A 15,101-nucleotide genomic window follows, 5' to 3' on the forward strand; every position below is an offset into this window, starting at 1 on the left:
CTTTCTTAATAATTTTTAGGTTAATCCCCAAAAATTTTTTGCTTTACCTATCCTTACTTATTAATTATAAGCCAATTTAAAACCATTTTGATACCAATTTATTATTATAAATGATTACTCATATTTGTCAATTACAATCTCAAAGAATCCCTATATATAACTTGAGCAGGTATTAGTACCCTCTTTTGAGTTATATTCTTGCCATGATTAATATCAATAATTATATTCAATATCTCTTTGACTATCTTCTCTACGTCCCATTTAAAAGTAGTTAATGAAGGCTTAATTTCAGTAGAAAGAGAAATATTATCACAACCTATTATACCAATTTCTTTACCAATATTTAATCTCTTCTCTTTTAACCTTTGTATTAAACCAATTCCCATCCAATCATTTGCAGTAAAAATACCTATAGGCTCTCTAATTTTATTGTATATACTATAAATTTCATCGCCAATCATATACCCTGATGTATAATTCATTTTTGATTCTATAACCCTATAATTTATTCTAGTAGAACTTTTCACTCTATCTAAAAACCCAATTTTTCTAAGATAAGATGCGGTATATCTTTCTGGCCCTGCTAAATGTATTAAAAATAAATATCCAGACTTAATTAGAATTTCAGCAGCCATCCATCCTATCCTATAATCATCTACAGAAACTTGTATAATCTCGTCATGATTCATATACTGTTCTATGGTCAAAATATACTTATAACTTCTCTTAACTTTTTCTATTAATTCATCATTTAAAAGACCTATCATAACGATAGGGATATCTTTATTTTTTTTACTTTCATTAGTAAGACTTTCTACATTTACAAAAAGGATCTTAAAACCATTAAGAGTAAAAATATTAGTTAGCTCCACAAAAAACCTTGCATAAAAAGGATCATCGCTTTTTATGTCAGGAGAGGATAAAATATGCACAATTTTATCTCGAGTCTTAGGTACAATATATGTGCCTTTCCCTTGAAATTGAATAAGTAATCCATAATTAATTAACTCTTTTATTACAGAACGTATAGTAGTACGACTAACCTGAAAAGTTTCAGAAAGGTCTCTTTCTGAGGGTATTTTTACATAATCATACCCTCTATTCTCTTCTATCAGTTTTAATATTTCTTCTTTAACTTTTTCTTTAACTAATGGTTTAAACTTCATTTTTAAACACAATACCATTTAAATACCACTTTAAATATAAAGGTATCATATTAGAAAAAAAAGTCAATTATTTTTAAGATTGACTATGTGTAAGTTTAAATTTAATATCTTAACTATAAACATATTTAAAGGGGTGACAAAATATGAGAGCTTTTAAAAAAGCTAACACCCAGAAAAATGAAATAATAATTATCAATCTGGATCCTGAAGAATTTCTCATTGAAAGTATAGTTGATTATCTTAAAAACAATAATATTAAAAATGCTTGCGTGATTAGTGGAATTGGCACCTTAAAAAAATTAACATATCATCGTGTTCTTTCCACATCCATTTATCCCGAAAACGAATATCTATCTTTAGAAGGACCTTTTGAACTATCTTCTCTTCAAGGAATGATAATAAACTATGAACCACATCTCCATTTCGTAGCTTCAGACTTAAAAAATACATATTCAGGCCATATTGAGTTTAATTCTCAAGTATTGTATCTAGCAGAAATTGTCTTATTAACATTGAATAACTTTTCTCTTAAAAGAAGGCTCAATGAAAAAAATATAAACATTATCGAGGAGGAATAACCAAAATGGTTTTCAATGATAAAGAAAATCAAGAACTTTTGAAACTTTTTGAGGGATTAAGAGTGGCAGATGTAAGAGATGGACTTGATTATCTTTTGTTACATCATAATTATAGTATTCCCTATACTATAAAACCTCTATTTCGTACAAGAATTGTTGGTATTGCAAAAACTGTTAGATATCTTCCTTATAAAGGAGAAATACCCAGAATGTCACCAAAAGAATATGCTGAATGGATGGGTTATTATTATAACAATATATGTACATATCCATGGTTAGATACAATTAAAAAAGGAGATTTTATAGTAATAGATCAAAGTTGTGTAGACGCAGGATTAATGGGATCAAACAACTCTCTATTAGGTTTCACTAAAGGAGTAGTTGGATATTTAACCAACGGAGGTCCAAGAGATTCTGATGAATTAATATTACAAAAGATTCCTTTTTGGTGTAAATTTATATCTCAGAAAACAGTAATTGGAAGGTTGCAGTTTGATGCAATGAATATTCCTGTTAATATAGAAGGCGTAATTGTTAATCCAGGTGATATTGTAGTAGCAGATGGGGATGGAGTAGTCATAGTACCCCGTGAAAAAGCTTTTGAGGTAGCTATGTATGCCAGAAAAGAATTAGAAATGGATAAAGAGGGAAGAAGAAAACTATATGACATAATGGGCTGGAACTATGATGAAACAGTAAAATAAAGAGGGAGGAGAAAAATCTCCTCCCTCTTTATCTATTTTACTATTACATCACTTGAAAATTTTCTTTTCTCAGTTATTACTTTTGTCTCTTTAATCTGGAAATTACCTTTAAGTTTGATGTCTTCAGATGAAGACCCAATCATTACCTCAAAATTTCCTCTTTCTACCACAAACCTCATAAACTCATCATAGAAAGCAAGTTGCTCAGGATACAAAATAAACTTAATAGTCTTTTCTTCTCCAGGATTTAAATAAATCTTTTTGAACCCCTTCAATTCTTTAACTGGCCTTTCTAAGCTTGCTATTTCATCATGTATATAAAGTTGTACAACTTCTTCTCCAGCTAGTTTTCCTACATTTTTTATTTTAAAAGTTATTTCAACAGATTCCAAGGAATTAACTATTTGAGGTTTTATCTCTAAATTGGAATATTCAAAATTTGTATAAGATAGACCATGACCAAAAGGATATAGGGCTTTAGCTTTAGCATCAACATAATCAGTAAAGGCAGAAGGCTTTCTATTATAATATACCGGTATTTGACCTGTTACAGCCGGAAAAGATATAGGAAGTTTTCCTGAAGGATTGTAATCACCAAATATAACATCAGCTACTGCATTTCCTCCTTCTTCTCCTGGATACCAAGCAGTTAAAATAGCATCCATATTTTCATCTTCCCATTTCAAAGCCAATGGTCTTCCATGGATAAGAACAAGTATAATAGGTTTACCTAACTTCTTAAGCTCTTTGAGCAATTTCCTTTGGATCTCAGGAAGTTCTAATTCTGATCTATCATTACCTTCTCCAGATATACCTCTATGGAAAAGACCACTCTCTTCTCCCATAACAGCAATTATAACTTCTGACTTCTTAGCTTCTTCTAAGGCATTTCTTATATCTTCATCAGAACCATCCACTATATCACATCCTTTAGCATAATGAATATCTGTATTCTTAGAAACTTTATTTCTTATTCCCTCAAGTATACTTACTGTTGGTACAGCACATACTTCTTCTATCTTCTGGCCTTCTAATGTTTCAGAAACAGATGGAATATGTACAGTATAACTATAATCACCATGTAGATTTCTTGGATTATCAGCATTAGGACCTATAACTGCAATAGATTTTATATCTTTTGGAAGAGGAAGAATTCCATTATTCTTAAGTAAGACAATTGATCTTCTAGCAACATCTCTTGCCAGTTCACGATGTTCAGGAAGATCAAAAGTTTCATATACTTTCTTAGGCTCTTTCTCTTCTTCTTCGAATAAGCCTAAAAGGAATTTTGCTCTCAATACTCTCTCCACAGAAGTATCTATAACTTCCTCTGAAATTAATCCTTCTTTTACTGCTTGAATGAGAGGTTCACCATAACAATCAATTTCGGGTAACTCAATATCAATTCCTGCTTCAAGGGCTAAAACTGCAGCCTCTTTAGCATCCTTTGCCACTCTATGAAAATTTTCTAACATCCTAATAGCAACATAATCAGAAACCACAAACCCTTTAAAGCCCCATTCCCATCTTAATATTTTAGTTAACAAAAATTTAGATGAAGCACAAGGTACACCATCTATTTCATGGTATGCATTCATTAAAGAACCAGCTTGAGCCTCTTTTACAGCCACTTCAAATGGGAAAAGAAATACTTCTCTAAGTTCCCTTTCTCCAATTTTAGCTGGTCCTAAATTTCTCGCACCTTCAGAAATACCATAAGCAGTGAAATGCTTAATTGTAGCAACTATTCCTTCTTTCCAGTCCTCACCTTGAAGTCCTTTCACGTAAGCTGAAGCCATTCTTGAAACCAGATACGGGTCCTCTCCAAAAGTTTCTTCTGTTCTTCCCCATCTTGGATCTCTTGGGATATCAAGAACTGGAGCTAATCCTTGGTGAACGCCTACAGCCCTCATTTGTTGCCTAATAACATCAGTAACCTTCTGAATAAGATCTGGTTCAAAGGTGCTTGCCATACCAATCGCTTGTGGAAAAGTAGTAGCACCCTTTGCTAAATATCCGCTAAGACATTCCTCATGAATAATGGCAGGAATTCCAAGTCTTGTTTTTTCTTTAAGAAACTTTTGAATCTTGTTTCTCAAAATAACTGCTTTCTCAGGTTCTACACCCTTATCACCAGCCAATCTTGTAATTTGACCAATTCCGTATTTCAAATATTTTTGAGCTTTTTCCTCAGAAAATTCCCCATTATCATCTACTAAATTTTTAGCAAATACTGCTTGCAATTGTGCAATCTTCTCTTCGAGAGTCATCTTTTTAATTAATTCTTTAACCTTTTTACTTAACTCTTTTTCTTCCATGATAATACCTCCTTATAAGCAAACGTTTTTATCTTAAATTATAAACTAATAGGATAAAAAAATCAAAAAAGAATTACTAATCAAAATAATATATGTTATTATTATTTAAGACTACTTTGTTATGGAGGTAACTATGGATAAGAATATAAAATTTAAAGTGGTAACAGACACTACGTCTGATATACCTACTGAGATAGGAAAAGGGCTTAATATTAATATAATTCCTTACTATATTCATATGGATGGAAAATCTTATGAAGAAAATGTTGATATTCAGCCTGAAGATGTTTGGGAATATCTAAAAAAGGCTCCAGAAAATAACCTTCCTAAAACAGCATGTCCTGGTGTAGGAGAATATTATGAGGTATTTAAAAAAATTTTAGAAGAAGGCTTATCTGTCTTAAGCATACATTTAACATCATGGGGAAGCGGTGCTTTTCAATCAGCCAGTACAGCAAAATCTATACTAAAAGAGGAAAATCCAAATTATGAAATAGAAGTTATAGATTCTAAAAGTGTTTCGTTAGGAACTGGGTTTATGGCTATAGAAGCTGCTCGAGCTGCACTAAAAGGATTATCTCTAAAAGAAGTAGTAGAACATATCCAAAAAATAAGAGAAAACTTATTTCATGCTTTTACTAATGAAACATTAAAATATCTTGCAGCTGGTGGAAGGATAGGTAAAGCAAAGTATCTTTTAGCTGAAATATTAAATATCAATCCCATAATTTCAATTGATAAAGAGGGAGTCCTTTTTGCTTTAGATAAAGCAAGAGGAAGGCTTAATTCCTATCAAAAAATTATATTTCATATGCATGATTTTTTTAAAGAAAAAATCAGTTTGAATATAGGATTACTTCATGCAAATGCATGGGAAGAGGTACAGAAATTAAAAGAAGAAATTGCTAAATATTTTGAAATAAAAGAAGTACTTATTAATAAATTATCAGCGGCTCTAAGTGTTCATTCTGGACCTGGCACTGTAGGTGTGATTGCCTATCCATCATCCCTTTCCATAGAGTAAATTTGACAAAAACCATAATTTAATTTAAAATTATCGGCAAGGTATTACCTTCGGGGCAGGGTGAGGGAAGAGATAAAGCTCTTCCCAATTCCCGACCGGCAGTGATGGTATCTCTACAAGAGATACCTAAGCCTGCGAGCAAGTCTTTTGGCTTGCAGACCTGGTGAGAATCCAGGGCCGACGGTATAGTCCGGATGGGAGAAGGTAATTTATTTATTTGTAAAAAAAGCCCTGGGGGTAAATACCCCCAGGGCTTTTTTAATTCTAAAAAAGGAGGTTGATAGCATGACCACTAAAAAGCTTACAACAATTTCTATCTTAACAGCCTTATCTATCATCTTATCAATAACAATCTATTTCCCCATTCTCCCCCAAGCCCCCTATTTATTGTATGATCCAGGAGATATTCCTTTATTATTAATAGCTTTGTATTATGGTATTTCGGAGGGTATCATTGCAACTCTTATTGTGGCAATTTTGATGGCCATATTCACAGGCCAAGGTGGACCTATAGGAGCTCTTATGCATTTTATAGCCACAGGCACCTTAATAACAGTAGCTGGCATATTATACAGAAAAACAAAAAATAGAATTCTATCTCTATTTTTTGGAACAATAAGTATGGCTATAACAATGGCAATTGCAAATTTAATACTCACTCCCATCTACTTAGGAGTACCAAGAAGTAGTATTATTCCATTAATTATTCCAGTGATAATTCCATTTAATTTAATTAAGGCTGGTGTCAATTCAATTATTGCTTATCTTATTTCCTCCATAAATACATTAACTAATTATCTATTGGAGAAGAAGGAATAGAAATGAACAAAGCTAAGAGTATAAGAAAAGCTCCAATAAACTGAATAAAAGATAATGATTCTTTTAATATAAAAAAGGCAAAAACAGTAGCAAAAACTGGTTCTAAGTTATATATTAAGGCTGATTTCGTAGGAGTAAGGTACTTTTGACCTATAAGTTGAAGTGTCAGAGTTAAAGAAGTAGCAATAGTACCTAAGTAAAAAACAGGAAGAAAAGATATAAAAATACTTTTTAAAGGGAGACTTCCTGTTTCAAAAAAATATGGAACAATAATGCTAAAAGAGCTGTTAAAAAGAGTTCAGAAAAAGCAAGATCTAAAACTTCTTTTTTATGAACTACATATGCAATATAGACAATCTGGATAGCATAGAGTAATGCGCAAATAAAAACCAGGAAGTCTCCCCAATTTACATAACCAATCTGCTTAAAATCGACAGTAAGCATAGTTAATCCTAAGAAGGCTATAGAAACCGAAAACCATAATCTAACACCAATTTTACTTCCCAAAAATATTCTTTCAAAAAATGGTACCATTAAAACAGAAAGCCCAGTTATAAAAGCACCTTTAGTAGCAGTTGTAGATCTTAATCCAAAAGTTTGAAAAGCTATAGCTGAAAAATTAATAATTCCTAAAATTGATCCTGCCCAATTTATTGTTAAAGGATCCCTTTTAGCTATGAAATAAATACTTAAAGATAGACTTCCCAAAAAGAATCTTACAAATAAAAGAAAAAAAGGAGTAAGATATTTTAAAGATATCTTCGTCAAAGAAAATGTACTTCCCCATATTAAAGTTACAAAAATTAAAATTAATGTACCTTTAATTTCCAATTTTCTCATCATATAGCAGAATTATATCACAACGATTTACAAATAAGCATATTTGGGTTAAGATATGATAAAAGGTCAATCAAAAGAGGTGAAATATCATGATGGTTGAGGTTTATATAGCAGGGCTAAGTTTAGATCCTCAAACCAATCAGTTTGTTGTTCTTTTAAGAGAAAAGCCAGAAGGAAAAAGATTCCTCCCAATATGGATAGGTCCTTTTGAAGCAAATGCTATTGCTATTGCTTTGGAAAAAATAGATATAGGGAGACCTCTTACCCATGACCTTCTAAAAAATATAATTGAATCTTTAAATGCAAAGGTAGATAAAGTTTATATACACTCCCTAAAAGAAAATACTTTTTATGCGACAATCTTCTTAAATGTAAGCGATAAAACATTAGAAATCGACTCCAGACCTTCTGATGCTATGGCCCTTGCTTTAAGAACTCAATCTCCCATTTATGTAGATTCCCAAGTATTGGAAGAAGCTGGTTTTGTAGAGGAATATAATGCAGAAGAAGAATTAACAAAACTATTAAGAGATTTAAATCCTGAAGAATTCAAAAAACAATAAGAAGGAGGTTATATACTAATGCCTTTCTCTCTTATTAGTGTTTATGACAAGACCGGAATTGAGAATCTTTGCCTTGAATTAATCAACCATGGATATCATATTATTGCGACTTCTTCTACTGCTAAATATCTAAGGGAGAAAGGATTTGAAGTAAAAGAAGTATCTGAATATACAGATTTCAAAGAATTAATTGGTGGAAGAGTTAAAACACTTCATCCCAAAATATTTGCAGGAATTTTGGCTAGAAGAGATAAAAAAGAAGACATAGAAGACATACAGAAAAAAAACATCCCTTTAATAGATATTGTTGTTTGCAACCTTTATCCTTTTGCAAAAGTTATTTCTAAAAAAGATGTATCTTTAGAAGAAGCATTAGAAAACATCGATATCGGAGGTGTAAGCCTTTTAAGAGCAGCTGCAAAAAACTTTCCATATGTTCTTGTAGTCCCATCCCCTGAAGATTACGAGAAAGTAATTCAATATTTAAGAGAAAATAGTAATGATATTGAATTTAGAAGAGAGATGGCTATTAAAGCCTTTTCTATTACCTCCATATATGATCAAACTATATCCTCCTATTTATCTCAAGAATTTTATGAAAATATAAATCTTAATTTAAGCAAGAAAATAGATTTAAGGTATGGAGAAAATCCTCAGCAAAAAGCAGGATTTTATACTTTACCTTATCAAGAAATACCTTTTGAGAAACTTCAAGGAAAAGAATTATCCTATAATAATCTCTTAGATATGGATTCAGCTTGGAATTTAGTTAAAGAATTTACAGAGCCCACTGTAGCAATTATCAAGCATAACAATCCTTGCGGTGTAGCTTCTGACAATAACCCCACTAAAGCCTTTTTAAAAGCCCTTGAAAGTGATCCTGTATCAGCATATGGTGGAATTATAGCATGCAATTTTATTTTAGACGAAAATACAGCAAAAGAGATAACAAAATCTTTTTTTGAGATTGTAGTAGTACCAGGTATTACAGAAGAAGCTAAAAATATTCTTTCTACTAAAAAGAACTTAAGAGTTTTAATATATAAAGAAAATATTCCAGAGAATCCTTTTGAGATAAGATCTTTAAGGAGAGGATTCTTAATTCAAACCTTCAATAATGTAATGATGAAAAGCTATGAAGTAAAAACATCTATAAAACCTGATGAAAAGGATATAGAAGAATTACTTTTTGCTTTAAAAGTTGTAAAACATGTTAAATCAAATGCTATTGTGGTTAGTAAAAACAAACAAACCTTAGGAATTGGAGCTGGACAAATGAATAGAGTGAATTCAGTAAAAATAGCACTAGAACAAGCAGGAGAAAAAGCAAAAGGGGCTTATCTTGCATCTGACGCTTTCTTTCCTTTTCCAGATTCCATAACTCTTGCAGCCCAATACGGAATAAAGGCTGTAATTCAACCATCAGGGTCCATAAGAGATGAGGAAGTAATAAAAGAAGCAGAGAAAAATGGAATCATATTAGTCATGATAGATACCAGACATTTTAGACATTGAACCAAATAGAAGAGATTTTTAAAATTCTTTTTGATAGATATGGTCCTCAATATTGGTGGCCTGCTGAAACTCCTTTTGAAGTAATAGTAGGAGCTATTCTTACTCAGGCCACAAGTTGGAATAATGTGGAAAAGGCAATTAATAATTTAAAAAAACATAATCTTCTTGATCCTTATAGTATTTACAACATCTCTGAAAAGGATTTGTCAAATCTTATTAAACCATGTGGATTTTACAAGATAAAAGCAAAAAGACTTAAAAGTTTTATAGAGTTTTTTATTAATAAATTTGAAGGAAACATATCCAAGATGAACGTTTATCCCACATCATATCTAAGAAAAGAACTTTTAAACATAAATGGCATAGGTATGGAAACCGCAGATTCCATTTTATTATATGCATTAAATAGACCTGTTTTTGTAATTGACAACTATACCAAAAGATTATTTCACTGCCTTGGACTTTTTGACTACAAATTACCTTATGAGAAATGGCAACAAATTTTTCACAACTCTTTATTCCCAATTTACCAACTATATCAAGAATATCACGCACTGATTATAGAACATGGTAAAAGAAAATGTAGAAGATGCAATGATAAATGTTTTCTTAAAAAGACTTTATATTTAAACCCTACTTTTGGATAAAAGCTTTTTCTAAAGGTTCCTTTTTTATTTCTCTTATGGATAATTCTTTCATTACTTTTATAAAAATTGTTTCTACATAATTATCAGGAATATCACCCACGAGAAGATAATATTTATTATCTTTCTTCCAAACTATAGATTTCCACAGAATATTAGATGCAAAAAATACCTGAGTACCATCAATAATAATAAGCTGTCCAGTAGGTCTGAAAGGAATATTGCCCTCAAAAAGGGATAAATCAGAAACTCCATCTGAATACTTATAATAATGGGTTATTTTATCATTATCTTCTAATATAGAATAAAATTTAATAAGCATATATCCTAAAGGAAGCTCAAAAGGTACTTTTGCATTATTAATTTTTTCCTCGACTAATTTACTCTCCTCTATTTTCGTATTCTTATTTCTTATAAAGTCAAGATTAAAAAGATTCTCAGAGAACTTAGGATTAAAATTGATCTCTATAAACATCGTTCTTCCCACAATTTTTCCATTACTATTATACTTATCCGTTCTCAAAGATATATATTTTTCACTATCTATCCACATTTTACTTATGAGTTTCTTAGTATATTTAGAAACGAATAGAATAACATATACCCTCCTGCCTAAAAATACCTCTTCATTTTCTATAGTAACAATATAATTTTTCCTTATTAATCTTATTTGTCTTTCTATCTCATCTTTAGTTCTTATGATAAAAGATGAAGGAGAAATTCTTACCACATTAATTTTAGGGTCAAAATCATATTGATATCTTCCATTATCTATAACTACTCTACCCAAAAGGAAGGGTGGAGATAAATAATCTTTTCTAAAAAGATAATTACCATTAGAGTAAACCTTAGCAATACTTGTTTTCTCAAAATTAGGATCATCAAATAATATAGAAACCTCTATGCCTGAAAATGGTACTATACCATTATTTTTTTCATAATTTCTAATAATTTCGAAAGGATCTTCAGCAAAAACAGTTGTAATGTAAAAGAGACTTATAAACAGTACAAATATCCTTTTCATTACTCATTTTCCACTATACTGATAAAGTACAAGATCGACCAAAGTATTTTCATTTATTGAAGTACTCATTTTTCCGTGAAAGTTATAATAACTGTATATGTTTTTATCAAAACTCTGAGATTTAAAATAATTCTGGGCAAGAAAGATAATTGCACCGAAGAAAGCAATAAAACCAAGAATTAAAAGGAATTTTCTGAACGGGTTCTTTAAAAATTCATCTTTCTCTAAGGTATATTTTACCCAGATTTTATCTGACAATTCTTCGTAAGGTTCAATTTCAGGAAGTTCATGGATTAATTTCACTATTTTCTCCATCATTTCTAATTCCCTTCTACAATAAGGACAAGTTAAAAGATGAGCTTCTAACTCTCTCCTTTTATCTGGAGAGATTTCACCATCAATATATGACGATATCAATCTTTTGGCCTCTTTACATTGCATAATTTACATCTTCCTTTAAAAGTTTCTCTTTCAATTCTTTTCTTGCTCTAAAAAGTCTTGATTCTACAGTACCCACAGGACAATTTAGTATTTTAGCTATCTCCCCGTATGACAATCCTTCATATTCCCTAAGTATTAAAACTTCCTGATATTCCTTAGGAAGCTCCTTTATTAATCTACGTACTTTACTTTTCACATCTTCCTTTTCTACTATATCTAAAGGATCCTTTGTATCTCCCGCTATTATACTTTCAAATGTATTATCATCTTCTTCATTTATTGAATTATCTAAGGAATATACTTCTTTATTTTTTCTTCTATAATCATGAGCAATATTAATCGTTATTCTATAGAGCCATGTAGAAAACTTTGAATCTCCTCTAAAACTATTAATACTTTTAAAGGCCTTTATAAATACTTCTTGTACAAGATCCTCCAAATCTGGAATATTTCCAAGTTGAAGATAAAGAATATTCAAGATTTTCTTTTCGTATCTTTTCACAAGGATAGAGAAGGCCTCTCTATCTCCACCTTTGATATAAGAGAGAAGAGCATGATCAGATAACTTGCCTTTTTCCTCCTCAGAAAGGGAGGAAAAAGGCTTTAATTCATTATCAGATATAGTTTTCTTTCCTTTAATCACACTAACTAATTCTCTATACATAATATTTTCTTCCCTTCAGTTTAAAATTTAGGAGCCTTTCTATTATATATCATTAACAAGTATCTTAACCTTGCCACATCCCCTTTATCTAAAACATTGCTTATCTCTTTCCACATTTCTTTCTTCGTATCCTTTTCTTTTATCCTTAGTTCTCTAATCTCTTTTTTCAATTGTTCTAATTTTTCCTTATCTTGACTTCCAAGAGCTCTTGCTTGTAAAGTCTTTTCTCTTATTTGTAATCTTAATTCCTTTAAAGCATCAAAATACTTATCCAAAATAGCCTTAACTTTTACCTTCTGTTCTTCTTTAAGCTTTAAACTCTTATCAAGGAAAGACAGTAAATTCTTCTTCCATTCTTCATATATCTTGTTATTCAAAATTTTTAATTCTTTAATATTTTGCTGTAATTTTTCAGAATCAATCTTTTCTTCTCTTAAAAGTAACTGAATCTCAGCTTGTATTCTATTTCTTTCTCTTAAAAGATTCTGTAAATCTTGAGAAACAAGAACTCCCAGCCCAAAGGTATATCTGTTTCTGTCTAATATCATAACTTTTTCTCTATAAAGCATCGGACCTTTATGATTTGGAGTAGCAAAAATAATATTTGAAATAAGGAAAAGTATTATTAAGATTCCTACAACATACTTCAGACTTTTCATATTCTCACCCCTTTCTAAATACCTTTTTACATAATTTATGACGAAAATTACTATTTTTTATTCCCAATTTTTAGCTCTTCTAACAGCTTCTTTCCATTTCTTTAAAAGCTCTCCCCTTTTCTCCTCTGAGAGACAGGGCTCAAAAATTTTCTCTTCTCTCCATAAATGCTTGAGTTCATCAGTACTTTTCCATAAACCTACTCCAAGGCCTGCCAAAAATGCTGCACCTAAGGATGTTGTTTCAGTAATAAGAGGTCTTATAACTCTTATATTAGAAATATCAGACTGAAATTGCATAAGAAAATTGTTAGCAGAAGCACCACCATCAACTCTTAATTCTCTAATTTTTATACCAGTCTCTTCACTCATGAGTTCTAAAACATCTTGGGTTTGATATGCTATAGCTTCCAAAGCTGCTCTTATAATGTGTCCTTTCTGAGTTCCGCGGGTTATTCCTATAATTAGTCCCCTCGCAAACATATCCCAGTAAGGCGCTCCCAGCCCTACAAATGCAGGTACAAAAAACACTCCTCCGTTATCATCAACACTCTTTGCAAGAATTTCGCTTTCTAAAGAATTCTTTATAATTCCTAAATTATCCCTAAGCCATTGTATCACTGCTCCTGCAATAAAAACACTACCTTCTAAGGCATAATAGATCTCATCTCCTACCCCATAAGCTATAGTAGTAATAAGACCTTTAGATGAATATTTAATATTTTTGCCCGTATTCAGTAAAATAAAACAACCAGTACCATATGTATTTTTTACTATGCCTTCTTCAAAACCACATTGCCCAAAAAGGGCAGCTTGTTGGTCTCCTGCATCCCCAGATATGGGAATCTCAAAATTGTCAATAATATGGCATGTCCCATATACACAACTTGAAGGGAGAACCTTAGGCATCATAACTCTCGGAATATTCATTATCTCTAAGAGCTCATCATCCCAATCTAAGGTTTTTAAGTTAAAAAGCATAGTTCTTGAAGCATTAGAATAATCTGTAACGTGGACTTTACCTCCCGTAAGATTCCATATTAACCAAGTATCCACTGTACCAAAAAGGAGCTTACCTTCTTCAGCCTTTCTTCTTGCGTTAGGTATATTGTCTAATATCCATTTAATCTTGGGCCCTGAAAAGTATGCATCAATTACAAGACCAGTTTTCTCCTTTATTAATTCAGAAAGACCTTCTTTCTTTAATTCTTCACAATAATTTGCTGTTCTTCTACACTGCCAAACAATTGCATTGTATATTGGTTCTCCTGTTTCTTTGTCCCACACAATAGTTGTTTCTCTCTGATTAGTAACTCCTATAGCAGAAATCTCTTTTGGTGATATGCCTGATTTATAAACAGCCTCTATCATTACTTCTTTTTGAGAATTCCAAATATCCCAAGGATTATGCTCTACCCATCCTGGTTTTGGGAAAATTTGAGGAAATTCTTTTTGAGCCATACTAATAATATTACCTAAGGAATCAAAAACTATTGCTCTTGAGCTCGTAGTTCCCTGATCTAATGCAAGAATATACATATTTACCTCCCCCTCTTTCCTAAATTTTTTTATTTTTTCCTCAAATAGTCTATCAAATCGTTCAACTGCTTTTTATACATAGTTACGTGATAAAAAGGATTTAATGGTTGTCCTTTACTCCATGCTTCCATAAATTTTTGAAATTCCTGTCTCTCTTTCTCAGAAACATTTTGTGGTCCTCTCCATTGAGGATTAACTTGCCCCTGACTTATCTGTGAACCTTGAGGATTTTGTTGCAACTTTTGCCTTATTTCTTCAAATCTTTTTTGCCTTTCTATTTGTAATTTGTCAAGATAGGTTATTTGCTCATCAGTTAAAACAGTCTCAATCCTTGATATAAATTTATCAGCCTCCTTCTTGGGAAGCATATTTGTTTTAAGAAGCTCCTGTAGGATAGGAATAAGTTTTTGAGCCTGGTTTTTTGTAATAGCCACCTTCTTATCTTTATCAAGCTCTCTTAAATCCCTTATTAATCTTATAAGATATTGAACTTCTTGAGACATAAAATTTCTTCTTTGTTGTTGAGTTTGGGTTTGAGGATATACTAAGGTTATTAGTAATATAACGAACAACATTAAAGTAATTAGTCTCTTCATGGCATTTACC

At 31.3% G+C, this 15,101-nt stretch carries 17 protein-coding genes and 1 riboswitch; of the genes, 7 read left to right on the plus strand and 10 right to left on the minus strand.

Features of this window, described 5'->3' with window-relative positions:
- Window positions 1–131: 131 nt before the first annotated feature.
- Window positions 132–1,166, minus strand: a complete 1,035-nt coding sequence (locus ACY3IT_RS07695; RefSeq protein ID WP_463082367.1) for a substrate-binding domain-containing protein — start codon at window positions 1,164–1,166, stop codon at window positions 132–134.
- 143 nt (window positions 1,167–1,309) lie between these two features.
- On the opposite strand from ACY3IT_RS07695, the gene ACY3IT_RS07700 reads away from it, so the two are divergent.
- Window positions 1,310–1,744, plus strand: a complete 435-nt coding sequence (locus tag ACY3IT_RS07700; RefSeq protein ID WP_463082368.1) for a PPC domain-containing DNA-binding protein — start codon at window positions 1,310–1,312, stop codon at window positions 1,742–1,744.
- A gap of 5 nt (window positions 1,745–1,749) precedes the next feature.
- Entirely contained in the window at window positions 1,750–2,448 is a 699-nt protein-coding gene (locus tag ACY3IT_RS07705) for an RraA family protein (protein WP_463082369.1), read from the plus strand.
- Window positions 2,449–2,480: 32 nt separating this feature from the next.
- On the opposite strand, the gene ACY3IT_RS07710 is transcribed toward ACY3IT_RS07705, so the two are convergent.
- Complete coding sequence (locus ACY3IT_RS07710) at window positions 2,481–4,766, minus strand: glycoside hydrolase family 3 N-terminal domain-containing protein (protein WP_463082370.1); 2,286 nt, start codon at window positions 4,764–4,766, stop codon at window positions 2,481–2,483.
- A 133-nt stretch (window positions 4,767–4,899) separates the two neighbouring features.
- Between ACY3IT_RS07710 and ACY3IT_RS07715 the strand changes: the two genes are divergently transcribed.
- Together ACY3IT_RS07715 and ACY3IT_RS07720 are read left to right on the plus strand one after the other, a co-directional pair.
- Window positions 4,900–5,790, plus strand: a complete 891-nt coding sequence (locus ACY3IT_RS07715; RefSeq protein WP_463082371.1) for a DegV family protein — start codon at window positions 4,900–4,902, stop codon at window positions 5,788–5,790.
- A gap of 42 nt (window positions 5,791–5,832) precedes the next feature.
- Window positions 5,833–6,000: riboswitch (FMN riboswitch) on the plus strand.
- Between the two features lie 75 nt (window positions 6,001–6,075).
- A complete protein-coding gene (locus tag ACY3IT_RS07720) occupies window positions 6,076–6,609 on the plus strand; it encodes an ECF transporter S component (RefSeq protein WP_463082372.1) in 534 nt (177 codons plus the stop codon).
- Here the strand turns inward: ACY3IT_RS07720 and ACY3IT_RS07725 are convergent.
- Window positions 6,581–6,883: an EamA family transporter gene (locus tag ACY3IT_RS07725; protein WP_463083637.1), complete on the minus strand. Its 303-nt coding sequence runs from the start codon at window positions 6,881–6,883 to the stop codon at window positions 6,581–6,583. The genes ACY3IT_RS07720 and ACY3IT_RS07725 overlap by 29 nt on opposite strands.
- Window positions 6,841–7,452, minus strand: a complete 612-nt coding sequence (locus tag ACY3IT_RS07730; protein WP_463082373.1) for a DMT family transporter — start codon at window positions 7,450–7,452, stop codon at window positions 6,841–6,843. The genes ACY3IT_RS07725 and ACY3IT_RS07730 overlap by 43 nt, the downstream gene beginning before the upstream one ends.
- Window positions 7,453–7,538: 86 nt before the next feature.
- Here ACY3IT_RS07730 and ACY3IT_RS07735 point away from each other — a divergent pair, with 86 nt between their 5' ends.
- Genes ACY3IT_RS07735 through ACY3IT_RS07745 form a run of 3 tightly spaced genes read left to right on the plus strand, consistent with a single transcriptional unit; the run spans window position 7,539 to window position 10,174 of the window.
- Window positions 7,539–8,012 carry a bifunctional nuclease family protein gene (locus ACY3IT_RS07735; RefSeq protein WP_463082374.1) on the plus strand — a complete coding sequence of 158 codons (474 nt, stop codon included), beginning with the start codon at window positions 7,539–7,541 and terminating at the stop codon, window positions 8,010–8,012.
- Between the two features lie 18 nt (window positions 8,013–8,030).
- Complete coding sequence (gene purH, locus ACY3IT_RS07740; RefSeq protein ID WP_463082375.1) at window positions 8,031–9,527, plus strand: bifunctional phosphoribosylaminoimidazolecarboxamide formyltransferase/IMP cyclohydrolase; 1,497 nt, start codon at window positions 8,031–8,033, stop codon at window positions 9,525–9,527.
- Window positions 9,524–10,174 carry an endonuclease gene (locus tag ACY3IT_RS07745; RefSeq protein WP_463082376.1) on the plus strand — a complete coding sequence of 217 codons (651 nt, stop codon included), beginning with the start codon at window positions 9,524–9,526 and terminating at the stop codon, window positions 10,172–10,174. The genes purH and ACY3IT_RS07745 overlap by 4 nt, the downstream gene beginning before the upstream one ends.
- Here the strand turns inward: ACY3IT_RS07745 and ACY3IT_RS07750 are convergent.
- From ACY3IT_RS07750 to ACY3IT_RS07775, 6 genes are read right to left on the minus strand one after another with little or no spacing between them, the layout of a single operon-like run.
- Window positions 10,161–11,195 (minus strand): LolA family protein, encoded by a 1,035-nt coding sequence (locus ACY3IT_RS07750; protein ID WP_463082377.1) that lies wholly within the window; start codon window positions 11,193–11,195, stop codon window positions 10,161–10,163. The two genes, ACY3IT_RS07745 and ACY3IT_RS07750, sit on opposite strands and share 14 nt — an antisense overlap.
- A 3-nt stretch (window positions 11,196–11,198) precedes the next feature.
- Window positions 11,199–11,636: an anti-sigma factor family protein gene (locus ACY3IT_RS07755; RefSeq protein WP_463082378.1), complete on the minus strand. Its 438-nt coding sequence runs from the start codon at window positions 11,634–11,636 to the stop codon at window positions 11,199–11,201.
- Window positions 11,626–12,300 carry an RNA polymerase sigma factor gene (locus tag ACY3IT_RS07760; protein ID WP_463082379.1) on the minus strand — a complete coding sequence of 225 codons (675 nt, stop codon included), beginning with the start codon at window positions 12,298–12,300 and terminating at the stop codon, window positions 11,626–11,628. The genes ACY3IT_RS07755 and ACY3IT_RS07760 overlap by 11 nt, the downstream gene beginning before the upstream one ends.
- A gap of 20 nt (window positions 12,301–12,320) precedes the next feature.
- On the minus strand, window positions 12,321–12,959 hold the full coding sequence (locus ACY3IT_RS07765) for a Spy/CpxP family protein refolding chaperone (protein ID WP_463082380.1): 639 nt from the start codon (window positions 12,957–12,959) through the stop codon (window positions 12,321–12,323).
- Between the two features lie 57 nt (window positions 12,960–13,016).
- Entirely contained in the window at window positions 13,017–14,495 is a 1,479-nt protein-coding gene (gene glpK / locus ACY3IT_RS07770) for a glycerol kinase GlpK (protein ID WP_463082381.1), read from the minus strand.
- 29 nt (window positions 14,496–14,524) lie between these two features.
- Entirely contained in the window at window positions 14,525–15,091 is a 567-nt protein-coding gene (locus ACY3IT_RS07775; RefSeq protein ID WP_463082382.1) for a hypothetical protein, read from the minus strand.
- Window positions 15,092–15,101: the final 10 nt, after the last annotated feature.

This window comes from Dictyoglomus sp. GBS (assembly GCF_055179815.1).